A 23812-nucleotide genomic window follows, 5' to 3' on the forward strand; every position below is an offset into this window, starting at 1 on the left:
TCCCATGGACACCCATCAACCACGCGCCGTCGGGTACCGCCGGACCGTCACCGACCGGATCGCCAACGGCGCCGGCATGACCGTCCTGATCGTGATGACGGTGCTGTTCCTGGTCCCGTTCTACTTGCTGATCAGGAACGGGCTGGCCAGCACCAAGGACATCACCGCCCCGGGCTGGACGTTCTTCCCCAAAGACATCCAGTGGCACAACCTCGCGGACCTGTTCAGCGATCCCGAGATCCCGATGCTCAGCTCGCTGCGGAACTCCGCGGTCGTCGCCGTCCTCACCACCGCCGGCACGCTGCTGGTCAGCTCGCTGGCCGGCTACGCGCTGGCCCGCATCAACCACCCGCACAGCAACAAGATCTTCTACGCGGTGCTCGCCACCTTGATGATCCCGGGCGCGGTGACCTTCGTGCCGAGCTTCGTGATCGTGTCCTGGCTCGGGTGGGTCTCGGACTACCGCGGCCTGATCATCCCGTCGCTGTTCAGCGGTTTCACCGTCTTCCTGTTCCGCCAGTACTTCCTCTCGTTCCCGAAGGAGCTCGAGGAGGCGGCCCGGATCGACGGCCTCGGGTACGGCGGCACGTTCTGGCGGATCGTCGTACCGAACTCCGGGAACTTCATCGCGGCGATCGCGGTGATCACGTTCATCGCGAGCTGGAACTCGTTCCTCTGGCCGCTCGTGGTCGCCCAGGACGAGAGCGCCTGGACCGTGCAGGTGACACTGTCGACCTTCGTCACCGCGCAGACCATCAACATCCCGCAACTGTTCATGGCGGCCGCCGTCTCGATCCTGCCGCTCGTCCTGGTCTTCGTCTTCCTTCAGCGCTATCTCGTGCAAGGTGTCGCCCAAACCGGCTTGAAAGGCTGAAACCGTATGCAACGACGAAAGATCCGGGCCGTGGCGAGCGTCGTGCTCGCCGCGGTCGGGCTCGGTCTGTGGTCGTCCCCGGCCAACTCGGCACAGCCCATCGCGAACACGTCCTTCCGCCCCGGTCAGCCCTGGCCGGACGCGAGCGGCAAGGTGATCCAGGCCCACGGCGGTCAGGTCGTCCCGGCCAAGGACGACGACGGCCGGCGCATCTACTACTGGTACGGCGAGGACCGCAGCAACGGGTACTACGACAGCCCGGGTGTGCACCTGTACTCGTCGTACGACCTCTACAACTGGAAGGACCAGGGGCTCGCACTCCGCGCGATGAGCTCCCCCGACCAGTTCGAGAGCGACCCGTACTTCGCGAAGCTCTACAAGAAGTACACGCCGGCCCAGAAGGACGTCGTCTGGCGTGACCTGTCGACCAACAGCGTCCGCACCGACGGCTGGGCGCGGCCCTCGATCCTCGAACGCCCCAAGGTCATCTACAACAAGGCCACCGGCAAGTGGATCATGTGGGTCCACTCCGACGGCCCGTCGTCGCCGACCAGCACCTCGACGTACGCGCGGGCCGAGGCAGGGGTGGCGATCGCGGACTCGCCGAAGGGCCCGTTCCGCTGGATCGACTCGTACCGCCTGAACCGGGTGCCGAGCGACTCGGTGCCGTGGTGCGGTTCGGGGTCCGCGTTCGACCCGGCCGGCGGGATGGCGCGGGACATGAACCTGTTCGTGGACGACGACGGCACGGCGTACATCATCTACTCGTCCGAGGAGAACCGGACGATGTACATCTCCAAGCTGAACAAGTCGTACACGTACCTGTCCGCGGCGCCGGAGAACGCCGTCCAGGGCAAGGACTTCGTCCGCACGCTGGCCTGCAACCAGCGCGAGGCGCCGGCGATGTTCAAGTCGGAGGGCACCTACTACCTGGTGACGTCAGGCGCCACCGGCTGGGACCCGAACCCGGCCCGCTACGCGACCTCGCAGAACATCCTGGGCCAGTTCACCGACCGCGGTGTCCCGATCAGCGGCGACGGAGCGGCGACCACCTACCGGTCGCAGAGCACGAACGTGATCCCGGTCGACCAGCAGCAGAACAAGTTCGTCTTCATGGGCGACCGGTGGACGCCGAACGACCTCGCGAACGCGCCGTACGTCTGGATGCCGATGACGTTCGGCGAAGGTGGTGCGCTGACCATCGGCCCGGATGCCGAGTGGAAGCTCGGCGACCTGACGCCGTACACGCGCTGGACCGTCACGAGCACGATCCCGGACAGCGTGTGGCTCGGCGACACGAGCACGCTGCCGTCCGCCGTCACAGTGACGACGGCCGCGGGATCGGAGCAGGTCGCGGTCACCTGGGACGCGGCGACGATCGCGCAACCCGGGCCCGCGACGCTGCGCGGCACGCTGGCGGACGGCCGGACGTTCACGCGCTCGGTCGTGGTCGTGCCGCACGGCCTGCGGTACGCCGTGAACGCCGGCGGGACCGCGACGCCCGACTGGACCCGCCTCACCCAGGTCGCGTCGACCGAGCAACCCCTGCTCAACTCGGCGCCGGAGCAGCCGCTGGGCACCGATCCGGTGACCGGTACGCAGTGGGGCTACACCGGATCGAGCGCACCGGCCGGCACCGGCGATCTCTACACCACGCTGCGGTACGCGAAGAACCACGAGCCGCTGGTCTACACGTTCGGGAATCTCGAGCCCGGCACGTACACCGTCCACGCGGGCTACTACGACCCGTGGCCGTGGGCCAACCGTGCGGCCGAGGTGTCGGTGAACGGATCAGTGGTCGACCCGCAACGCCTGTTCACCGCGACCGGCGTCGCGGCGACGTACGGCGGGATCGCGGTCGGGGCCGACGGAAAGGTCACGGTGTCGATCGCGCCGACCCGCTCACCCGACATCCAGGTCAGCTGGCTGATGGTCGCTCGCAGCCAGTGACGCCCCGCCTATGCTGATGCCATGTCGAGCGAGGTCAGGGGCGCGCGCCGCGGCGCCAAGGGACACCCGAAGTCGGGACCGTCCATCGGCGACGTGGCGCGGTTGGCCGGGGTGTCGTCGCAGACCGTGTCGCGGGTGTCCACGGGCTCGGAGCCGGTCCGGGCCGAGACCCGGGAGCGGGTGCTCGACGCGATGAGGCAGCTGGGCTACGCACCGAACCTCGCCGCCCGGGCACTGCGGCAGGGCAACTTCCGGTCGATCGGCCTGATCGCGCACCAGGTCATCCGCACGGGTGAGTCGAAGACCATCGAGGCGGTGATCGAGGCCGCCCGGCGGGAGGGCTACTCGGTGAGCCTGGTCGACGTCGAGACCCCGTCGTCGAGCGACGTCAGCGAGGCGGTCCAGCACCTCAGCCACCAGGCGATCGACGGCCTGATCATCATCCGGGCCGAGACCGCGACCCCGGCCGCGCTGGCACTGCCGCCGACGCTGCCGGTCGCGGTGTCCGACTCGCGGTTCATCGGGCACCATCCGGCGGTCGGGGCCGACCAGGCCGGCGGCAGCCGGGCCGCTGTCCAGCACCTGCTGGATCTCGGGCACCGGACCGTGCACCACATCGCGGGGCCGGGCGACTCCGGCCCCGCGGACCTGCGGGCGACCGCCTGGCGGCAGACCCTGTCCAGCGCCGGGTGCGAGGTGCCGGAGCCGTTCGTCGGCGACTGGTCGGCCGAGTCGGGCTACACGATCGGCAGCAGCATCGCCGGGCGCGACGACGTGACCGCGGTGTTCGCGGCGAACGACGAGATGGCGGCCGGCCTGATGCACGCGCTGCACGAGGCCGGCCGCCGGGTGCCTGACGACGTGAGCGTGGTCGGGTTCGACGACATCGACCTCGCTGCCCACCTGTGGCCGCCGCTGACGACGGTCCGGCAGGAGTTCCACCAGATCGGCCATGACCTGGTCGAGGTGATCATGCGGCAACTCGGCGGCCGCGAACAGCTGACCGGCTACCACGGCACGGTGCCGGCGCCGCTGGTCGTCCGGCAGAGCACGGCCGCGCCCCGCCCGCGCCGACGGACCCGCCGCTGATCACGGCGCTGATCACGGCGCCGATCACGGCGCCGATCACGGTGGACATTCGTGACGTCTTCAAGTTACCGTCGCTGACGACAATGTTTACGTAAACAACGTCGCCGGTACGGCTCGACAAGAGATGAGAACCCATGCCTGACTTCGCCATCGGTGAGTCCGACTTCCTCCTGGACGGCCGCCCCTTCCAGATCATTTCCGGGGCCCTGCACTACTTCCGGATCCACCCGGACTGCTGGGCCGACCGGATCGAGAAGGCGCGGCTGATGGGGCTCAACACCATCGAGACCTACGTGCCCTGGAACCTGCACAGCCCGCGCCCCGGCGTCTTCGACACGTCCGGCCTGCTCGACCTCGGCCGCTTCCTGCGCGAGGTCGCGGCCGCCGGGCTGTACGCGATCGTCCGGCCGGGACCGTACATCTGCGCGGAGCTCGACAACGGCGGTCTGCCGGCGTGGCTCTTCCGGGACAGCAGCGTCGGCGTCCGCCGGTACGAGCCGGCCTTCATGGCCGCGGTCACGCAGTACCTGCAGGACGTGCTGGAGATCGTCCGGCCGCTGCAGATCGACCAGGGCGGGCCGGTGCTGCTCGTCCAGGTCGAGAACGAGTACGGCGCGTTCGGGGACGACCAGACCTATTTGAAGGCCGTCGCCGAGGTCATCCGGACCGCGGGTACGACCGTTCCGCTCGTCACCGTGGACCAGCCGACCGACGCGATGCTCGCCGCGGGCGGACTGGACGGCGTCCTGCGGACCGCGTCCTTCGGGTCCCGGGTCCGGTCCCGGCTCGAGACACTGCGCAAGCACCAGCCGACCGGGCCGCTGATGTGCATGGAGTTCTGGGACGGCTGGTTCGACTACTGGGGCGGGCGGCATCACACGACGTCGGCGGCCGACGCGGCGGCCGAGCTCGACGCGCTGCTCGCGGCCGGTGCGTCGGTGAACATCTACATGGTCCACGGCGGCACGAACTTCGGGCTGACGAGCGGGGCCAACGACAAGGGCGTGTACCGCCCGACCGTGACGTCGTACGACTACGACGCGCCGCTCGACGAGGCGGGGAACCCGACGGAGAAGTTCCACGCGTTCCGCGAGGTGATCTCGCGCTACGCGCCGGTGCCTGACGAACTGCCGACGGTGCCCCCGGCAGCCGCTGAGTTCAGCGTCGCGCTGGCCGATCCGATCGGGCTGCTGCAGGGCTGCGGCGGCGCCTGGTCCGAGCACACCGAGCTGCCGACGCTCGACGAGCTCGACGCGCGGCTGGCGATCTTCCGCACCGAGTTGCGCCACGGCGGCCCGGCGTTGCTGACGTTCGCGGAGGTCCGTGACCGTGTCCAGGTGTTCCTGGACGGCGCGCCGGTCGGCGTACTGGAGCGGGAGCGGCACGAGCGATCGATCATGCTCCCGCACACCCGCGGCCGGCTCGAGCTCGTCGTCGAGGACCAGGGACGGGTCAACTACGGCCCCCGGATCGGCGAGCCGAAGGGGCTGATCGGCCCGGTCCGCCTGGGCGCCGAGGAGGTCACCGGCTGGTCGGCGTGCGGGATCGACCTCGACAAGCTCCCGCAGCTGTGGGGTTCCGCCGGCCCGACACCGTCCGCGCTCGGCATCGGGCCGACCGCCTGGCGTACGACGTTCGAGACCGACGGCGCGTCCGACCTGTTCCTGCGAACCGATGCCTGGGGCAAGGGCATCGCGTGGGTCAACGGCTTCTGCCTCGGCCGGTACTGGCGCCGCGGCCCCCAGGAGACGCTCTACGTCCCCGCGCCGCTGCTGGAACAGGGCCAGAACACTCTCGTCGTCCTCGAGCTGGAGGTCATGGACACACCGACGGCGACCTTCACAGGGTCGGCGTCGCTCGGGTTCACCGACCTCTAGCCGGTCTTCCGGACACTGAGCTCGAACGTCGTCCGCGCCGAGGCGTCGATCGCGAGTCGATGCACCTCGGGGCCCCAGACCCCGCTCAGCAACTCGTCGTCGAGCGGGCGACGTTCGAGCGTGCCCTCCCCCAGTTCCTCGTCCCAGGTCAGCGTCACCACGGCCCCGGACAGGGCCCGGACGACGAGTTCACCGGGTTGCCGGCGTTGCGGCGTACCGGCGATCACGAAGTGCTCGATGACCTCGTGTCCCGCGGGCCACGTGTCGAGGACTCGTACGGCGCCGGCGTCGAGCACCGTTTTCCGTCGTACGGCACCGTCCGGCAGCGTCAGGGCGAGCTCCTTTCCTTCCTGGACGTCGATCTGCGTTGCCTTGGAGTCCGCGCCGGCAGACTGCTCCTGGCCGTCGACCAGCGGCACGTTGTGCCAGATGCTCCGCACGACCCACTGCTCGTAGCGCCGCGGCGAGAACGAGATCGCGGTATAGGTCGGCTGGCCGAGATCGATCAGCACCGGTGACGAGTCGACCGCCACGATGATCGACCCGACATCGTTGTGGTTGTGGTTCTCGTCGTTGTGGCCGCCCTTGGCGGCGAGCGTCAGTCCGGCCCCGGGATCGCGGGCGACGAAGACCTGGGTGTCGGGCAGCCAGGTCGAGCGCGGAAGGCCTGTGGCGCCAGGCTTCGCGGCCCACCAGTCGGGGTCGAACAGCGCTTGCACCAACCGGCCCAGTCCCGCTTGTGGTGCGGGCAGCTCGTCGCGATGCGTCGCCGCGAACGTCGTCACGTCGTCGTCACCGATCCGGCGGCCCCAGCGATGCAGCACGTGCCACGGCTGGCGAGCGTTCGGCCGGGCGGGTCCGTCGCCGATGTTGACGTACCAGCCGTCGCCGAGCGCCATCCGGCCCGGGTACCGCGCCAGCTCGGTCAGCGGCGGAACACCCCACGGGTCGAAGGCGCTCCCGGTGATCCGGTCGAGAAGTTCGAGCGCCGTCGCCAGGCGGGCCGGGCCGTTCCACCAGTACGCATAGCCTTCATCGCAACCGCCGTCGGACGGCATCGCAGCGAGGTAGCGACTGAGGCCCTCCACGACCAGGTCGACGAGCCGGAGTCGTTCGTCGAGGTCGGGTTCGAGGAGCAGGGCGGCGCTCAGGATGTGGCCGTGGATCCACGGGTTCCAGTTGTGCAGCCGGCCGTCCAGCCCGAGCCAATGCCAGTCGCGGTGCTGCAGGAACGGCACGAAGACCCGGGCCCGTGCCTCGCGCCACAGACGGCGACGCAAGCCCGGCACGCGATCGTCGAGAGCGGGCCCGAGGACCAGGTCGGCCCAGGCCAGCACCTCGACGGTCTCGGCCGCTCCCAGGTCGACGTACGGATCGTCGGGATCGGGGACGACCTCGTTGCGCGCCGTGGCGAACGACTCGTGCGCGGCCCAGCACCAGGTGGTCTGCTCGCACAGCAACTGCAGTCCGTCGGCGGCGTGGTCGAGCCACGACTCGTCACCGGTGATCGCGGCCGCCGCCACCGCTGCCGACGTACGACGGCGCAGCTCGCCGACCGGCTCCTCGTAGGCGACCCGCACGCCGTCACGCCAGTAGCGCGCGTAGTCCGAGAGCAACGTGTGCGGCCAGGGTCGTGCGCGATCCTGCTCCGCCTCCCCCAGCACCGCGGCGACCGCCTCGCGGTCCAGCGCCTCCCACGCCGTCCGCTCACGGATGTCCGGTACGCCGAGCCGCCGAGCGGCATCGCCGACGGCCGACCGACGCTCCTCGACGGGAAGGGACATCCACAGCCGCTCCAACGACGTCACCCGGACACCGTATGCGGTCAGGCGACACCGAGCAGCTTGTTATAGACGTCGAACACGCCGAACGCGAGCGGTACGAACGCGATCATCGCGGCGACCTCCACCGCGTCGAGCAGCTGGGAGGCGCGGGCCCGGACGTGCTGCGGGGACTCCGGGCGCATCCCGAAGGCGGCGACCATCCCGACGACGACCAGCAGCCCGACCGAGATCAGCGCGCCTCCGGTGTCCTTCGTGGACAGCTCGAAGGTGAGCACCAGCATGATGCCCAGCGCCGCCGCGCACAGCACCGTGACCTCCGTCAGCAACGGGTAGAGCCGGGCCCGGGACGCGAGCAGGAAGGCCAGCAGCACCGCGATGCTGATCGACCAGCCGTTCCAGGTCCGCAGCATCAGCACCGCCACCGCCACCGCCGAGATCGCGACCGGCACAGTCGCCAGAGCGATGCCGAGGTGCGCCGCGTTGATCGCCGACTGTACGTCGGTGCGCTGCACCTCACCGCCCTGGGCGCGCCGGTCGTCGAGCCCGGTCAGACCCGACATCGCCAGGCCGATTCTCGGCAGCAGCCCGAGCACCAGCACGGACAACGCGCCGACCAGGACCGCGACCCGATCCGCCTCGACGCCCAGTTGCACACCGCCGATCCACAACACCGCGAAGGCGATGGTCACCGAGCCGCCGAGAACCCCGCCCCGGGACAGTCCCGCGCCCGCGAACAGTACGGCGCCGGCTCCTACGCCGACCGCGCCGCAGGCCAGCGCCATGGGCGTCGACCAGCCGGCCGCGAACGCCCACACCGCGAGACCGATCGCCAGCGTTCCGGTGGCGATCGCGAGCAGAGGGATGCCGACCACCGGTCGCCGGTAACGCCCGAGCACGACGCCGACGAAGCCGGTCAGCGTGGTGACCACCACGAGCAGGAACAGCGCCAGGTCGGAATCCGAGTGGCTGACCAGTGCGATCGCGCCGGCCAGCACACTGAGCGCCAACGCCGCGCCGGACAACGCCCGGCGGTGACGCGGCTGGAAGGCGGTCGCGCGGCGGTCCAGGTCGTCGACCGCCTCCTCGGTGATGTCGTACACCGTCGGTGCCGGCGGCAACTCGCCCTCGGCGACCAGCCTGAGCACCGCACCGTCGTCGAGCCGAGCGCCGGCCAGGCTGTACTCCGGTGCGACCTGCTCACCGCTGACAGTGGTCAGGAACCTGCGCCTCGGCCACCGCTCCACCGGCTCGTCGAGCATCTGCATCAGATCCGGCAGGAGCTTGCCGAGAGGCTCGTCGGCCGGCAGGACAGCGTCCATTCGCCGGCGCCGGCCGACCACGGTCACCCTGCTGTACGTCGTACCCATTGACCTCATCCTCTTCTGGTCGTGCCGGAGACGGCGTCACGCAGCACGCCGCCGAGTCGTTCCCAGTCCGGCACGCGGGTGCCGTCGCCGATCGGGTACCACGCGGCCGGGCGCGAGGCCGGACCGATCGGCACCGGTGTGACCGGCTCGTCGATCAGGGCTTCCTGCGGACCGAGCGCAAGACCGATCGGCCCGGGGAACCCGGTGAACCGCGGGTACGACGTGGTGTCGGGCGCCGCACCCGCCGCGGTCACCAGCACCGCGACGAGTTCGACCTCGTCGGCGAGCCGGGCGATCACGTCCCGGAGCACGTCCGGGTCGGGTGGTTGCAGTCCGGGCTGTGCCACCGCGAGCATCACGGTCTCCTCGATGCCCGCGGGCCGGCTGTTGATCACCGCGGAACCGGTCGCGGGCCGGACTCCGTCGGCGTGCGCGCCGACCACGGTCAGCAGGGACGGCCGCGGGGACCGGCGATGGCAGTACGCGGTGAGGGCCGCGCGAGCGTCGGCGTTCCACGGGCGGTTCACCGGCTCCTCGGTGCCCCACCCGGCCGGCAGCGCGCCGGTCAGCTCGGTGAACAGCAGTTCGGTGGCTCGGCCGACCACGGTGCTGTCCAAGGACGGATAACGCACCCGGGCGAGGATCTGCAGGTTCGCCCGGACATCCAACGGTGCAACGTCTTTCGTCCAGGCGTCGGCGATCTCGCGGCGTCCGACGGAGGCGAACTTCTTCCCGTCCCACTCGAGCCTGAGACCCGTCAGACCGTCGTACACGTCGTCACCACTCGGGGCATGCACCACCCACGTGGCGTTGCGAGCCGAGAACAGGCGGGTGCGTGCGGGATAGCTGAGCCGCACACCGGCCGGTGTCACCACCTGGATGCCGCGTCCCTCGCGCTCGGCGGCGGCCGCGGCGTCGAGCAGCCAGGCGGACAGGCCGAGCACCGGCCGGTCCTGCATCATCACTGCCACGTCCTCGGTGATCAGGTCGACGCCCGGGCTGTAGTCCAGTGCGTTAGGCATCGGCACCTCCCGCTTCCGCGGCCGGGCCGGGCGGCGGGGCCCAGATGCGGCCGCCGGCGCGATCGACCAGTTCCTCGGCGTACCGCCAGGCCAGCTGCGAGCAGCCGTCGCGCGTCGCGGCGCGGATCTCCACCCACCACGTCGGCACCGGTACGTCGGCGTACGCCGGGCCGAGCAGCCGCAACGGCTCGCCCGGCGCCTGGATGTACATCGGGGTGTCGATCGACACCAGCGGCATGTCGCCCTCGTCGCAGAGCTGGATCACCAGGCCGCCCGACACCGCCCGGACCCGGTGCTCGGTCCCGGTCGCCGCCAGCGCCGCCAGCGCGTCCTCGTCGGAAGGCATCCGCTCCAGCAGCGCCACCACGTCGTACGTCATGCAGTGCCTCCTTCTCCATGTCCCACTCCGTGTCCCAGCGGGCCGGTGCCGTCGGCGAGCGCGGTCTGGATCAGCACCGGACCGTCACCGCGCCGGACGAACAGGCCCCGTCCGGCCGGGTAGCTGCCGGGCCGGGCGCCGGTGAAGATCTGCCCCTCGCCCGGGTCCCCGGCCATCACCAGACCGGCCGACCCCGACTCGAGCACCGACTGCAGGAACGGTTCGTACATCGACCGGGACGCACCCGAGGCCCGCCGGGCGACGACGAAGTGCAGGTCGAGATCGCGGCCGGACGCGACGTACGGCAGGAACGGCTCCAGCGGCGACTGCCCGCCGGTGGTCAGCAGGTCGTAGTCGTCGACCACGACCACGATCCGCGGCCCCGGGGCCGACGTACCGGATTCGTCCGGCAGGCGCCGCTCCAGCTCGGTCGCGATCGCGCTCGCCAGGCCGGCGGCCTGCCGGATGTTCGTGGCATGACCGCCGATGTAGTCCTCGGGCAGCGACTTCACCACGTCGAGCAGCGACCGTCGCAGGTCCATCACGCCGAACACCAGCTCGGACGACGCGGCGTACCGGTCGGCGAGCTGCTGCATCACCAGGCGGAGCAGGTTCGTCTTACCGCACTCGTTGTCGCCGAAGGCAACCAAATTGCCGTCGTCGCCGGACAGGTCGAGCAGCACCGGCGCCAGACCGGCCTCGTCCAGCCCGATCGGCACCCGCTCCGGCTCGGTCACCGAGCTCGGCAGTGCGCGACGACCGACCTGGAACGGCAGCACCCTGACCTGTGGCGCCAGCGCGCCGCTCCACGCCGACCTGATCGCGACCGACTGCGACTCCAGCACCTGGCTGAGCTGCGCGTCATCGGTGCGGCCGTCGACCCGCGGCAGCGCGACCTGCGCGAACAGCTTGCCCTGCGGGGTGAGCATCCGGCCCGGCCGCGCGCTCCGCAGCGTGCCCTGCAGACGCGTGTCGATCATCGAGTCGGACGGATCGTTCAGCCGCAGCTCGAGCACCGTGCCGAACAGCGACTGCAGCTGCATCCGCACGTCGTTCCAGCGCAGCATCGCCGCCACGACGTGCACGCCGTACCCGCTGCCGCGCTGCAGGATGTCCGCGATCGGCTCGTCGATCTCGTCGAACTGGGTCCGGATCGCGCCGAAGTTGTCGACCAGCAGCACCACGTCCGCGCACGGCAGCTCGGGCACCTGGCCCGCGCCGTGGAGTTCGCGCAGCGTCTCCATCGTGTCGATCCCCCGGTCGCGGAACACCCGCTCGCGGTGGTCGATCATGCCGCGGACCTCCTCCAGCGTGCGGCGCAGCCGGTTCCGGTCGGTACGGATCGCGATCCCGCCGACGTGCGGCAGGTCGCGCAACGGCTGCAGCCCGCCGCCGGCCAGGTCGAGTCCGTAGATCGCGACCTCGGCCGGCGTATGGCTGTGCGCGAGCGCGGTGACGATGGTCCGGATCGCGGTGGTCTTGCCCGACTGCGGTCCGCCGATCAGCGCGCAGTGCCCGCCGGCCGCGGTCAGGTCGAGCCGGAACACCTCCTGGCGCTGCCGGCGCGGATCGTCCAGCACACCGATCGGCGGCGCGAGCTGCGGTGACCCGACCGGGAACTGCAGGCCTCGCGGCCCCGGCCGTGGATCGCCCGCGAGCTGGTCCAGCGTGCACACGGTCGGCAGCGGCGGCAACCAGATCTGGTCCACCTTCTTCGCGGCCGGCTTGATCTGGCGCACGAACGTGTCCAGCACGGTCGGGCCGGTGGTGCGTTCGGTCGCTTCCGCGTCGGCCTCGTCGGCTGCGGGCGTTAGGTCCTGCTGGTACGGCGTCAACAGGTACGGCCGGACTGCCTGTGTCGGCGCGTCCGGCTCGCGCGTGATGCGGCCGGTGTACGGGCCGGACACGTACGCCGCCTTGAACCGCTGGTACACCGAGACATCCACCTTGAGGTAGCCGAAACCCGGCAGCGGCGGGAGATGGAAAGCGTCGGTGGTGTCCAGCACCGAGCGGCTCTCGTCCTCGGAGAAGGTCCGCAGACCCAGGCGGTACGAGAGGTAGGTGTCCAGGCCGCGTAGCTGACCGCTCTCGATCCGCTGGCTGGACAGCAACAGGTGGACGCCGATCGACCGCCCGATCCGGCCGATCGACAAGAACAGGTCGATGAAGTCCGGCCGGACGGTGAGCAGCTCGCCGAACTCGTCGATGATCACGAACAGGTGCGGCAACGGATCCAGCTCGGGCCGCTGCCGGCGGAGCAGCCGGTAGTCGGTGATGTTCGCGATGTTTCCGGCGTCGCGCAGGACCCGCTGACGGCGCTGCACCTCACCGGCCAGGCTCGCGTACGCCCGCTCGGTCATGGTCGGGTCGTCGACCAGGTTGGTGATGATCCCGGCCACGTGCGGTACGCCGTCGAACGGGGCGAACGTCGCGCCGCCCTTGTAGTCGATCAGCACCATCGCGAGGTCGTCCGGCGTATGCGTGGCGAGCAGGCCGAGGACGAGTGTGCGCAGCAGCTCGGACTTTCCCGAACCGGTCGCGCCGACGCACAGGCCGTGCGGGCCCATGCCGAGCTGGGCCGATTCCTTCAGGTCCAGCATCACCGGGGCGCCGGCCTGGTCGAGACCGATCGGGACCCGCAGGAAGTTCCGCTCGCTCCGCGCCGACCACATCCGCGCCCGGTCCAGCTCACCCGGGTCGTCGATGCCGAGCATGCCCATCACGTCGACGTCGGACGTGTACGCGTCCTCCTCGGCCGATTCCTTCGACAGGCGCAGCGGCGCCAGCATCCGGGCCACACCCTCGGCCGTGGCGGTCGCGGTCCGGTCGGGCCGGCCCGCGGCAACCAGCGGCTGGGCGCCGCGGAGGTCCTCGACCACGACCTCGTCGCCGTGCACCGAGATCCGGACCGACACGTTGCTCGGCTCGTGGGTCCGGTCGGCGACCAGGTGCAGCACCGTCAGCCCGAGGATCTCCTGGGCCTCACCCGGCGCCTCGACCTCCGTGCTGACCTGTCCGTACGTGTCGTGCAGCACCAGCAGACGTTGGGTCAACCGGCGGGTGTCCTGCTGCCCGATCGAACCGCGCCGGGCCTCACTCGCCCACTTCGCCCGCTCGGCCAGATCGTCAGCGATCAAACCGGCGAGCGCTTGCGGTGTCTGCGCGATCCGGCGGAACGGATGCGGGCCGTCCTGACGCTCCGGGTCGAGGACGTGCGGCAACCAGTTCAGCCAGTCCCAGTCCGTCAATGCTCTTGGTGGAAAGCAGGCCGCGAGCTCGACGTCCTCCGGTGCGTGAAACACCGCCGCCTGCAGCAACAGCGACCGCGCCACCGTCACGACACCCTCGCGATCGCCGACGACGCTGACATTGCCCGCCTGGTCCAGCGGCACCGTGAGGGGCATCTCCGGCATCAGCGCGAAACGGCGTACGACGGCTTGTGCCTCGGCCATCATGAAGGGGTCGGGCGGGTCCATCGCGGCACCCGGGTTCTGCGTCACCGTGGCCGGGCCGACCGGGATCCGGCCCGTGCCGCACCGCACCCGCAGGAAGTCGGTGTCGGTCCGCCGGCGCTCCCACAGCCGCGCCGGGTCGCGGGCGCAGTCGACCAGCGCGTCGGTCGGCGGGTCCAGTACGCCGGCCTCCGAGCGCACCGTCCGCTCGGTCTTCGCGAACTCCTCGCGCAGTCGCTCCAGGTAGTCCAGGTACCGCTCGCGCTGCCTGCGCCGGTCCCGGCCGGCGCGACCGCGCTGCGACATCGCCGACCCGAGCACACCGGCCAGCGTGGCGACCAGCATCGCCGCGCCCACCACCATGAACAGAGTGCTCCGCGTCACCGCCATCATGCCGACCGATCCGAGGACGCCGGTGATCGGCAGCAAGGCCTGCATCGGCCCGCCACCGCCGCCGGCCTGGCCGAGCGTCGGCGGTGCCTCGATCACCTTCGGCGGCTGCTCGCCGAGATGCCGGGTGCTCCGCGCCGGGCGGTGCACGAACACGGGGGTCTCCTTCCGGTCCTGGGTGGTCAGCGGGACGGGCCGGCCGTCGGTTTCTTGGTCTGACCAGTTGACGTGGGGCTTGGCGACGGGCTGGCGCTCGTCGTCCGGGTGGGCTGGTTCTGTTGCTGGTTCTGTTGCTGCTTCTCCTTGGCCAGCTCACGATCGATGAACGACCAGCCGACGCAGCCGGCGCAGATCACCGCGGCCAGCGCGACACTGGCGAACAACTTGCCGACACCCTCGTCCAGGCTGTGCCGCGCCCGGTCGCCGCCGAACAGCATCGCGTCCCGCAGCCGCTGCCGGCGTACGCTGACCGACTCGATGACCTGGTGGTTGTACTCCCCTGGCACGACGCGTCACCCCACCCCGCCGGCCGCGGCCAGCGCCTCGTCGACGGACCGGCTACTCGGGTGGAACTCGTACACGACCGCGTCGCGCACCAGGAACATCGTGTCGCTCAGCCCCGGCATCTCGAACAGCCACCAGTCCCCCACTTCCCGGCAACGCCAGCTGGCCAGCTCCGTGACCGTCACCGGGTCCGGTCGGTGCGAGTGCGCGGTCAGCCAGGCGGCCAGGACAGCCGCGGGATCGGCCGCCTCCAGGGAGGTCGTGTGCTCGATGCCGTGATCAGCCGCGTACGCCGCCAGCTCGTCGTCGTACGGCGTCGCACTGTCGAGCATCCAGGTGTCGCCGCTCTCCTTCACCACGACGATCGGACCGGCACCGACCGGCGGCCGCCCCTCGCCCGTGTCGAACCATTGCGCCGTCGACCACGCGAACACCCACGCCCAGCGGACATCGGCCACCTGCTCGTCGCTCTCGGGCAACCGCAGCGGCTCGCCGGTGGTCTCGACGCTCCGCAGGAACGCACCCGCCGCCGCTCGCGCCTCGGTCAGATTCATGTCGGCCGTCCTTCGTTGCTTCCGTAGTTCGTCCGCAGCAACTCGAGCCCGCGGGTGAACCGCTCCAACCGCGCCCAGCCGCGCTGCTGCGGGTCGACGTAGTACACGCGGCCGTTGCGGTTGACGACCATGAACACATGCCCCGACATCGGGATCCCGAGGAACGAGCGATAACCGCAGACCAAGCCGCGCGCCCCGTCGCCGGCGTCGTAGATCTCCCGCGCGATCTCGCCGAAGTCCCGAACCTCGCGGAACAGGGCGAACGGCAGGCCGACCCGCTGCATCATCCGCACCCGCTGACTGCCGTCGAGCTCGAACGGACTGACCATCACCGCCGACGACGGCTGCCCGCGCAAGGTGAGCTCAGCCGCGATGACGGACGCCTCGCAGTTCAACCACTTCCGCCGCGGCGGCAACCCCGGCCGCTCCGGGTTGATCTCCAGCAACTCCGGGAACAGCTTCCCGAAATCCTCTCCCCGGCCGTTCCGCCGATGAACCTGCGGCACCACTGTCCGAAGATTCCGAGGTGTCCCGGGAGTTGCTGCGGGCAATGGGTCGTGAGGCGGCTCGTGGGTCGACGTACCGGGTGGGTCGAATCTCTCGAACTCACCGTCCGGGTGCCGGACGACGGCGCTGCCGTCGTGGCTGAAAACGCCGCGCCCGCCCTGCTCCAGGGTTCGGCCGGTCTGCGGATCGACAACCTGGTACTGCACCCTGAGCTTGCCCGCCCCCTCGCCGGGCAGCGAGGACGCAAGCTCGGCCCGTATCTCGTGGCCGGACCTGATCCAGTTGTCCCACTCGTCACCCATCCGTTGCCACGCGCCGGCATTGACCGTCGCGTCCCGCGGTAGCAGCCGATCCACGGCATGCCACGGAATGTGCCGTGCGGGCCCGTCCGGCGAGACGGTCTCGCGGGCGGTCACGCGTACCACCGGCGTACCGTGGTCCGGCGTACTCGACCAGAACTCGTTGCGTCCCAGCCGTTCCACGGTGCCGCCGTCGGCCGGCGAACTCCCGCCCGCATCGTCACCGGCCTGCTGTGTGGTGCCGGGTGTTGCTGGGCGCTCGGGTTGTGGGTAGCGGTAGTCGAAGATCTGCGGCTCGTCGGGCAGCTTCCCGAGTTCGCCCCAGCGGCCGTCCTGGCCGGGCGTCAGCCACCGCTCACCCGGCCGCCGCATCGCGACCTCGAGCCCCCGGACCGGCTGCGTCGACGGCGGCCACGCACCGGTGACCGGCGCGTGCTCGTCGTACAGCCGTCGGTTGCCGTCCCACCAGCGCAGCTTCCCGCCCCGGTCGACGAACGCACCGAACGCGTGCCCGCTGCCCCCGTGCCAGTCCACGCCGAGATACGCCACTGTGCCCGGCGGGCTCCCGCGCAGCGACCTCTCCAGCTGGCGGTAGACCTCGCCCGTGAATGCCTGCGGTGTACCCAGCCGCGGATCGTGCGCGCGGTACCCCGGCCGGCCGCCGAGCCACTCCCACATCTCCACCCGCGACTCACCGGTACCGAACGCGTTGCCCGGAGCAACCCGCGGATCCCCGCCCTGCAGGATCTCCGCGAACGCCCGGAACCGCTCAGCACAGCCCGTCCGCGTCCCGAGCTGATCGACCGACCCGCCGTCCAGCTTGTCCGCCCAGTCGTCGACGCCCTCCACCCGGTCACCCGGCAGCGAGTCCCGCAACCGCTGCAGCTTGCTCCCGTCCGGATCCACGTTCTCCCACAACACCGGCCGAACCCCCGGCCGGTACTCCCCCGGCGCCCCCACCCGCTGCCGATCCGACCGCAACGACTCAATCAACCTCTCATCCCCAGGCCGCCACCTGGCCGCCCGACTGATGTCACCCCCACCACTCCCCCCATCCCCCGAACCCCACCCACTCCCACGCCCCTGCCGCCGAGCCCCGCGCGCCCCCTCAACACCTCCCGAGGTCCGTTGCCCAGCCGAACCGTCCTCCCCCACCGCCGTACGGCCAGCGCCGTCCACGCCACGCTCGCTGCCAACCGAGCTCTCGCCAGAGTCCCGCCAACCTCGACTCCCCTGCCGACGAACACCCTCCGCCCCCTCAGCGCCCCCCAAAGTCCCTCGCCCAGCCGAGCGGTCTTCCCCCGACAGCCTCCGCTCGATGTCCCCCAGTCCCTCCGCGCCTTCCCCGTGCCTGCCCTCCCGCCCTTCCCCGTGCCTGCCCTCCCGCCCTTCCCCGTGCCTGCCCTCCCGCCCTTCCCCGTACTCCTTCGGCCCGGCGTGCCCCGTCGGCTCGGCGTACCCCGTCTGCTCGCCGTGCCGTGTCGCCCCGGCATGCCCCGTCGGCTCGGCGTGCCCTGTGTGCTCGGCGTGCTCCGTCTGTCCGTCCGTGCTCTGTCGGTTGCCGCGACTCGCATTGCCGTCGGGCGTGCGGTCATGCTCGCCGTCATTACCACTCGGACCATCGTTGCCCGACAGCCTCTGCTCGATCTCCCCGAGCCCTTCAGCTCCTTCCCCAGGCCCCTCCTCGCCGTGTGCGTGCGGCTCGTCCACGCGTGGCCGCTCCGCACGATCCGCGTCGCCGCGAGGCAGGCGTTCGCGGTCGCCGGTAGCGCCTTCGGTGTCGCTGCTCCGGTCGTCTCCACTGCCGCTGCCGCTCGGTCCCTCGTGCGCCGCGCCCTCGTGGCCGAGCGTCTCGGATGCGCTCGCGTGGCCGGTCGCCTTGGTGGTGGCTGTGCCGGACTTGACCGCAGATACCGGGGCGGCCACAGGGCCGGCTGCCGCTGGACTTGCGGCAGCCGCCTGGCGGTCGGGCCGAGCGTCCGGCGGGTGCTGGCTATCGGCGGCGCGGTGGAGCGTGCCGTCGGGTTCGACGCGGTGTACTGGCGGGCGGTTGCCTTCCGGCAGATGGTGGAGGATCTCGGTCGCCGCATAGGACGGAAGACCGGGCGTTGGAGTGCGGCCGTGGTCCATGCCGAGTGAGCGGTCGAACGCCTTTCGCGCATCGCCCGTCAGCTGTCCGCGGATGTCCAGACCGCTCCGGGACGCGTGGCGCACCAGCTCGCGTACGCCGGACTCCACCGACCCGTGCGTCGGCTTACCACCGAGACGGAGCTCCTCGATCTGTACGTGCGTCCGCAGGTCCCGGATCGACAACACCGACGCCGGGCGGCCGTGGCCGTCGTACGACACGAACGATCGCCCATTCGCCGGCACCGTGACGCCCTCACCGTCGCCCAGGTCGACGTGGGTGTCGGCCTTCGTGTCGTTCTCCACGACCTCGACACGACCGCCGTCGCCGTGGAACTTGTCGGCCGCCCGCACCAGCTTGCCGGCCGTGGCGCCGGGGTCGATCCCGGCCGGCGAGCCGGCCACACGTGCGGCGTGCAGGTCCGCGAAGTCCCGGCGTACCAGGTCCGCCGTCGTGCGGTCGAAGAACGACTCGGCCTGCTTGGCGATCTGCCGTACGTCGGGCGCGGACCACTCGGACAGACCGCTTCCGGGCAGCCTGTCGGTGCGACGCCCGATCTTGTGGTGGAACTCGTGCGCGTCGTTGAGCGGCATCTCCGACGTGACCGGGAGACCGCCGTTCTCCGCGGCGTACCGCGCGATGAAGTGCTCCACCGCGGTCGCCGCACCACGCGGGCCACTGCGGCCGAGGCTGCCGAGCTTGTTGAGTTGTACCTCGCCATGGCGTACGTCGAGCGAGATCGCGCTGGCGAGCCGGTCCCCGACGCTGGCAACCACCGCGTACGGGTGCGACGCGTCCAGCGCTTCGGCCATGTATTCGTGGCCCTTGAGTGCCCGTCCCGACAGATCGCCGGTGTTCGTGTCGCGGCGCGTCTGGTGGGCGTCCAACTCGTGGCGGGCTTGCTGGGCGAATGCTTTGTACCGCTCGCTGCCGCGCTCGAGCAGCTCGACCCGGGCGCCTAGGTGTGAGTAGAAGCTCCGGACATGCTCGCCGATGAACTTGATCGAAGACCGCGGTACGCCGTCACCGATGTTGCGCTCGGCAACTACCGGGGCGTTGGGCTCGTCCCAGAGGTCACCACTGGTGCGCCACGGCGTACGTTCCGGCGCGGATCGGTGATGATCCGAGCCCCGCCCGGCCTCGTCGCCGGAGCCACGGTGCCGCGCATCATCCGCTCTGCCCTGCCCGGCCCGAGCCAGATGCCCGGCATCACCACCAACCACCGCCCCCACCGGCACAAACGGCGCCGGCTCCAAACGATCCCGACCCCGCCCACCCTCAGAACGCTCCCGGTCACCACCACGCTCGTCCCTCGAACGGTCACGATCGCCGCCGCGGTTGTCCCTCGAACGGTCGCGATCACCGCTGCGGTTCTCCCTGGAGCGGTCGCGGTCGCCACCGCGGTCCCCATCGGGACGATCGTCGTCCCGACCGTGCTGGTCCTTGGAACGGTCGCCGTCCCGGCCGCGGCCGTCCCTGGTGCTGCCCCGGTCCTCATCGTGCTCGTCCCTAGAACGGCTCACATCCTTGCTGTGCTCGTCCTTGGAACGGTCCCGATCGTCCCCTCGGTCACCATCCGAGCGGTCGGCGTCCCGATCGCGGTCGGCCCCGGAGCGGTCGCGGTTCGGGCTGTGCTCGTCCTTGGAACGGTCGCGGTTCGGGCTGTGCTCGTCCTTGGAACGGTCGCGGTTCGGGCTGTGCTCGTCCTTGGAACGGTCGCGGTCCCGGCCGTGTTCTCTGTCGGGACGGTCGCTCTCGCCACTGCGGTCGTCCTTCGCGTGGTCCCGGCCACGGTCACCCCTGGTGGGGTCGCGGTCGTCGTCGGAGCGGTTGCCGTCCTTGCCGCGTTGGTTGTCGGGTTGGTTGGGGTCGTGGTGGCGTGGGTCGGTGCGGCCCGGCGTACTGCTGTTGTTGCCGTCGGGTGCGTGGGCGGGAGTTCGCGAGCCGTCGCCGGTGTGGCGGGGGTTGGAGGGGCCGGGGGTGCCTGCTGGGACCTGGGTTGGGTTGACGAGGGGTTCCGGGGTGCGTTCGCGTCCGGGCTGGCCGGCTTCGTTGCGCCCTGCCGGCTCGTGCGTTCCCCGTGACTCGTTCCGATCCCCCGGCTCCCGCTTGCCCTGCGACTCGTTACGGTCCTCGGGTTCGCGGCGGCCGTGCGAATCGTTGCGGTCCTCCGGCTCGCGGCGGCCCTGTGGGTCGTTGCGGTCCTCGGGTTCCCGGCGGCCGTGCGAATCGTTGCGGTCCTCCGGCTCGCGGCGGCCCTGTGGGTCGTTGCGGTCTTCGGGCTCGCGGTGGCCTTGCGGGTCGCGTTTGCCTTGGGGGGCGTTGCGGGTGTGGTGGGGGTCGGGGGTGGTGACTGTCGGCTTGTCTGTGGAGGTGTTTTCTTGCTTTCGGCGGCTGTGGTCCGTGGTTCGGGGGTCCGGTACGCCGTTGCGGTCCTGGCCACGTCCGTCGCCAGGGTCCACGCGACTGGGATCCACACGGCCGGGGTCCACACGACCGGGGTCCACACGACTCGGGTCCACACGGCCTGGGTCGACGCGGCTCGTGGGACGGCCGGGTTCGACGGGGTGGCCGGGGTGGCCGGGGTGGCCGGGGTGGCCGGGGACGACTGTGCGGCCTGGCTCCACGGGCTCGCCTGAAGCGCCTGGGCGGCCGGGGTCCACTGGGTTGCCTGGGACGACCGGGTGGCCTGGTACGACCACGTGGCTGGGGTCGGCCGGCTCGCGGGGGTGTGCCGGGTGCCCTGGGACTCCGGGGCGGCCCGGGTCCACTGGCTCGCCTGGGATGACCGGACGGCCTGGCACGGCCACGCGGCCGGGGTCCACTGGCTCGCCCGGGCGGCCCGGATGGTTCGGGATGATCACGCGGCCGGGGTCGACCGGCTCGCGTGGGTTCGTCGGGTGGCCCGGCTCGACTGGCTCACCTGGGGTGCCGTGGCGGACCGGGGTGCCGATGTGGCCGGGGTCGATGGGTTCGCCGGGACGACCCGGGACAGTTACGCGGCCGGGGTCGACGGGTTCGCCAGGTTCGCCGGGGCGGACCGGGGTGCCGATGTGGCCGGGGGCGACGGGCTCTCCGGGGCGAGCCGGGACAGTCGCGCGGCCGGGGTCGGCGGGCTCGACGGGGACGGCTACGCGGTCGGGTTCGCCGGGGTGGGTGGGGTGGGTGGGGTGGTCGGGGTTGGGGAGTTCGGGTTGGGGGAGTTCGGGGGGTTTGCCTAGGGGGACGCCTCGGTGGATGCGGACTGTTTCGCCGAGGATGGGGATGTGGGAGATGCCTTTGAGGACGTCGCCCAGGACCGGAAGTTTGGTGGCGCCGCGGATGACCGAGGCGCGGATGTCGGCTTTGAAGCCCAGGTAGGCGCCGGCGGCGTCGGCGATCTTGCCGATGACGGGGACCTTGGTGGCGAGGCCGGCGAAGCGGCCGGTCTTGGCGGCGATCGTGGCGAGTTTGCCGAGGCCGGGGACGAAGCCGAGGACGCCGGCCACCGCGCGGACCTGGTTGCCGGAGTCCCAGTCCTCGCGGATGTCGTCGATCTGCGCGTCGAAGCGGGCGTCCAGGTCTTCACCGAAGCCGTCCGGCGTGACCAGGTCCATGGCGTCGCCGACGCCGGGAATGGCGTGGATCAGCGCAACGAAGTCCGTCGCCGCCTCACCCCACGCGTCGAACGTCGTGTACATGTCGGCCGTCTCGTGACCGAACATCGACATGACGTGGAACTTCTCCCGCAGCAACCACTGGAGACCGCTCATCACGGTCAGCGAGTCCACGACGTCGACGGCGAAATCGCCGACGTCCATGATCCACGGCTTGTCCCACTCCTCGTACCCGCCCCACGGCGGGTAGACCGGCTCGTCGGTCTTGGAGATCACCTTCGGGCTGGGCCGGTACGGCATCCCCGGCTGCCAGTTCCGGTCCATCGTCTCCGGGTTCCAGCCGGCGCCGCCGTAGATCGCCTCGATCTTGTTGGCCCAGCGGACCTGGCAGCCGAGGATCTCGAGGACGAGGTTGCTCATCGTCTCGGCGAGCCGGTTGTTGTCCGCGATGATGTTCTCGTGGTCGTTCCAGTCCTCACCCTCGGACGTGACCTCCCGGTCGATGACCTCGAGGAACGTGTACGCCTCGCGCTTGGCCCGCTCCAGCCGCTCGTGCAGCGGCCGGACCTCGCGCACGTACCCCTGTAGCGCGTTGCCGGCGTCCTTGATCGCGTTCCCGACCCGGGCGCATTCGTTGTACGCCGGGTTGATCGTGGTCATCAGCTGGTACGCCTCGGGTGCGACGTACACGCCCTGCAGCCGCCAGAAGGCCTGGCTGACCGCGGCGCCGGTGTCGGTGATGTACTGCCCGACGTCGGACAGGTTGCGGCCGTTGGACTCGACGTAGTCGAGGTTGCCGGGGATCAGGTCCGGCAGGCCGTCGGGGTTGACCAGCGGCATCAGGCCGCTCCGCCCGGGGTCTTGCCGGACTCCACCGTCGACGTGGCGCCGGTGCCGGTGTACGGCTCGGCCGGCCCGAGCTCGTCGCCGCCCGCCTTCTCGAACTTGCCCGCCCCCGGACGGCCGCTCGAAGAGGGCTCGCGCTGGCCCTCACGCGCCTTCAGCTGCTCCTCCGACTTGCGCTGCGCGACCTGGTGCTCGCGGTCGAAGGCACCGTTGGCGCCGCGCTGGGCGTTCAGCGCCATCTCGTAGTGCCCGTCCAGGTAGGCGATCGTGGCGTCCTTGGCGCCGGTCATCGACGCGATCACCTGGGCCGCGATCGCGTTGAACGACCCGTTGTAGCTGATCGCGAACCCGTTCAGCGCGTCGGCGATCAGCCCGCCGGCGTTGCTCGCCGCGCCCTGCAGGTACTGCCCGTAGTTCCCGGCGTACGTCTCGAGCTTGGTCGCCTCGTCGTACGTCGCCTGCAGCACCTGGCTGACCCCTTCGGGGTCGATGTCCCAGTCCGTCATGACGCGCCGATCAGTGCGGGATCTGGTTGACGGCGGAGCGGGCCTTCTTCAGCGCCGCGTCCGCCGTACGGTCGTTGGCCTGCAGGGTGTCGGTGAGCAGCTTGATGATGCCGCGCACGTCCTCGGCCGCCTTGCTGAACGCGGACTCGATGTTGCGGTACTCCTCGGTGACGTCCGAGATCGAGGCGTCGGACAGCAACGCCTGGACGGAACGCTCGTGCTGGCTGATCAGGGAGTTGATCTGCCCCGAGAGTTGCTTGACCCGGGTCTGCACCTGCTCGGAGGCGCCGATGTCGTAGCTGTTGCGCTCGTTCATGTCCCGGCCCCCTCAGCGTCCGCTGAACCGGCGGGCGGCGTCGGACTGGCCCTCGGCGGCGCCCATGTTCTGCTTGGCCGTGGTCACCTGCTCGTTCTGGGCGGCGTTCATCGCGGTGCCGACGCCGTGCTGGCCAACGGCGAGGTGCGCCATCCCCGCGTTCAGGCTCGCGGCGATGCTGTCGACGTTCTGCTTGAACGCGTCGAACTGCTTCTTGCCCTCACCGCCGAACTTCCCCTCCAGCGGCGCCGCGGCCTCGACCAGCTGCTTGACCAGTCCGCCCAGGTCCTGTGCGCGCCCCGCGGTCCCCTTCGCCGCGTGGTCGAACGCGCCCTGACTCATGTCCCATCGCTGACCAGTCATCCCTCGTGC

At 70.8% G+C, this 23812-nt stretch carries 15 protein-coding genes; 4 read left to right on the plus strand and 11 right to left on the minus strand.

Annotated elements, in window-relative coordinates; translation table 11 throughout:
* Positions 1–4: 4 nt before the first annotated feature.
* The 4 genes from ABZW60_RS19500 to ABZW60_RS19515 all read left to right on the plus strand — a co-directional run bounded on the left by ABZW60_RS19500 (position 5) and on the right by ABZW60_RS19515 (position 5790).
* Positions 5–874, plus strand: coding sequence for a carbohydrate ABC transporter permease (locus ABZW60_RS19500; RefSeq protein ID WP_355478627.1), 870 nt, complete (start codon positions 5–7; stop codon positions 872–874).
* Positions 875–880: 6 nt separating this feature from the next.
* Entirely contained in the window at positions 881–2824 is a 1944-nt protein-coding gene (locus ABZW60_RS19505) for a family 43 glycosylhydrolase (protein WP_355478628.1), read from the plus strand.
* Between the two features lie 21 nt (positions 2825–2845).
* A complete protein-coding gene (locus ABZW60_RS19510; protein WP_355478630.1) occupies positions 2846–3913 on the plus strand; it encodes a LacI family DNA-binding transcriptional regulator in 1068 nt (355 codons plus the stop codon).
* 134 nt (positions 3914–4047) lie between these two features.
* Positions 4048–5790, plus strand: a complete 1743-nt coding sequence (locus ABZW60_RS19515; protein WP_355478632.1) for a beta-galactosidase family protein — start codon at positions 4048–4050, stop codon at positions 5788–5790.
* Here the strand turns inward: ABZW60_RS19515 and ABZW60_RS19520 are convergent.
* The 11 genes from ABZW60_RS19520 to ABZW60_RS19570 are packed head-to-tail and all read right to left on the minus strand — an operon-like array spanning position 5787 to position 23803.
* Complete coding sequence (locus ABZW60_RS19520) at positions 5787–7598, minus strand: heparinase II/III family protein (RefSeq protein WP_355478633.1); 1812 nt, start codon at positions 7596–7598, stop codon at positions 5787–5789. The genes ABZW60_RS19515 and ABZW60_RS19520 overlap by 4 nt on opposite strands.
* Positions 7599–7615: 17 nt before the next feature.
* Positions 7616–8941, minus strand: coding sequence for an EsaB/YukD family protein (locus ABZW60_RS19525; protein ID WP_355478635.1), 1326 nt, complete (start codon positions 8939–8941; stop codon positions 7616–7618).
* Positions 8942–8946: 5 nt separating this feature from the next.
* Positions 8947–9963, minus strand: coding sequence for a DUF6177 family protein (locus ABZW60_RS19530; RefSeq protein WP_355478637.1), 1017 nt, complete (start codon positions 9961–9963; stop codon positions 8947–8949).
* A complete protein-coding gene (locus ABZW60_RS19535) occupies positions 9956–10342 on the minus strand; it encodes a hypothetical protein (protein WP_355478638.1) in 387 nt (128 codons plus the stop codon). Before ABZW60_RS19535 ends, ABZW60_RS19530 begins: the two co-directional genes overlap by 8 nt.
* Positions 10339–14340 carry a type VII secretion protein EccCa gene (gene eccCa, locus ABZW60_RS19540; RefSeq protein ID WP_355478640.1) on the minus strand — a complete coding sequence of 1334 codons (4002 nt, stop codon included), beginning with the start codon at positions 14338–14340 and terminating at the stop codon, positions 10339–10341. The genes ABZW60_RS19535 and eccCa overlap by 4 nt, the downstream gene beginning before the upstream one ends.
* Positions 14341–14366: 26 nt before the next feature.
* Positions 14367–14690, minus strand: coding sequence for a hypothetical protein (locus ABZW60_RS19545; RefSeq protein ID WP_355478641.1), 324 nt, complete (start codon positions 14688–14690; stop codon positions 14367–14369).
* Positions 14691–14696: 6 nt separating this feature from the next.
* Entirely contained in the window at positions 14697–15242 is a 546-nt protein-coding gene (locus ABZW60_RS19550; RefSeq protein ID WP_355478643.1) for a YrhB domain-containing protein, read from the minus strand.
* Positions 15239–22612: a toxin glutamine deamidase domain-containing protein gene (locus ABZW60_RS19555; protein ID WP_355478645.1), complete on the minus strand. Its 7374-nt coding sequence runs from the start codon at positions 22610–22612 to the stop codon at positions 15239–15241. Before ABZW60_RS19555 ends, ABZW60_RS19550 begins: the two co-directional genes overlap by 4 nt.
* A complete protein-coding gene (locus ABZW60_RS19560; protein WP_355478647.1) occupies positions 22612–23124 on the minus strand; it encodes a DUF6507 family protein in 513 nt (170 codons plus the stop codon). The genes ABZW60_RS19555 and ABZW60_RS19560 overlap by 1 nt, the downstream gene beginning before the upstream one ends.
* Before the next feature lie 10 nt (positions 23125–23134).
* Positions 23135–23440 (minus strand): hypothetical protein, encoded by a 306-nt coding sequence (locus ABZW60_RS19565; protein WP_355478649.1) that lies wholly within the window; start codon positions 23438–23440, stop codon positions 23135–23137.
* A gap of 12 nt (positions 23441–23452) precedes the next feature.
* Entirely contained in the window at positions 23453–23803 is a 351-nt protein-coding gene (locus tag ABZW60_RS19570; protein WP_355478650.1) for a hypothetical protein, read from the minus strand.
* Positions 23804–23812 lie beyond the last annotated feature (9 nt).

Origin of the sequence: Kribbella sp. NPDC003557, assembly GCF_040610805.1 — a bacterium.
Taxonomy (GTDB): Bacteria; Actinomycetota; Actinomycetes; order Propionibacteriales; family Kribbellaceae; genus Kribbella.

Coding starts and splice junctions, on each gene's coding strand:
- ABZW60_RS19500 (WP_355478627.1), top strand. CDS start 5: ATGGACACCCATCAACCACGCGCCGTCGGGTACCGCCGGACCGTCACC.
- ABZW60_RS19505 (WP_355478628.1), top strand. CDS start 881: ATGCAACGACGAAAGATCCGGGCCGTGGCGAGCGTCGTGCTCGCCGCG.
- ABZW60_RS19510 (WP_355478630.1), top strand. CDS start 2,846: ATGTCGAGCGAGGTCAGGGGCGCGCGCCGCGGCGCCAAGGGACACCCG.
- ABZW60_RS19515 (WP_355478632.1), top strand. CDS start 4,048: ATGCCTGACTTCGCCATCGGTGAGTCCGACTTCCTCCTGGACGGCCGC.
- ABZW60_RS19525 (WP_355478635.1), bottom strand. CDS start 8,941: ATGGGTACGACGTACAGCAGGGTGACCGTGGTCGGCCGGCGCCGGCGA.
- ABZW60_RS19530 (WP_355478637.1), bottom strand. CDS start 9,963: ATGCCTAACGCACTGGACTACAGCCCGGGCGTCGACCTGATCACCGAG.
- ABZW60_RS19535 (WP_355478638.1), bottom strand. CDS start 10,342: ATGACGTACGACGTGGTGGCGCTGCTGGAGCGGATGCCTTCCGACGAG.
- ABZW60_RS19550 (WP_355478643.1), bottom strand. CDS start 15,242: ATGAATCTGACCGAGGCGCGAGCGGCGGCGGGTGCGTTCCTGCGGAGC.
- ABZW60_RS19555 (WP_355478645.1), bottom strand. CDS start 22,612: ATGCCGCTGGTCAACCCCGACGGCCTGCCGGACCTGATCCCCGGCAAC.
- ABZW60_RS19560 (WP_355478647.1), bottom strand. CDS start 23,124: ATGACGGACTGGGACATCGACCCCGAAGGGGTCAGCCAGGTGCTGCAG.
- ABZW60_RS19565 (WP_355478649.1), bottom strand. CDS start 23,440: ATGAACGAGCGCAACAGCTACGACATCGGCGCCTCCGAGCAGGTGCAG.
- ABZW60_RS19570 (WP_355478650.1), bottom strand. CDS start 23,803: ATGACTGGTCAGCGATGGGACATGAGTCAGGGCGCGTTCGACCACGCG.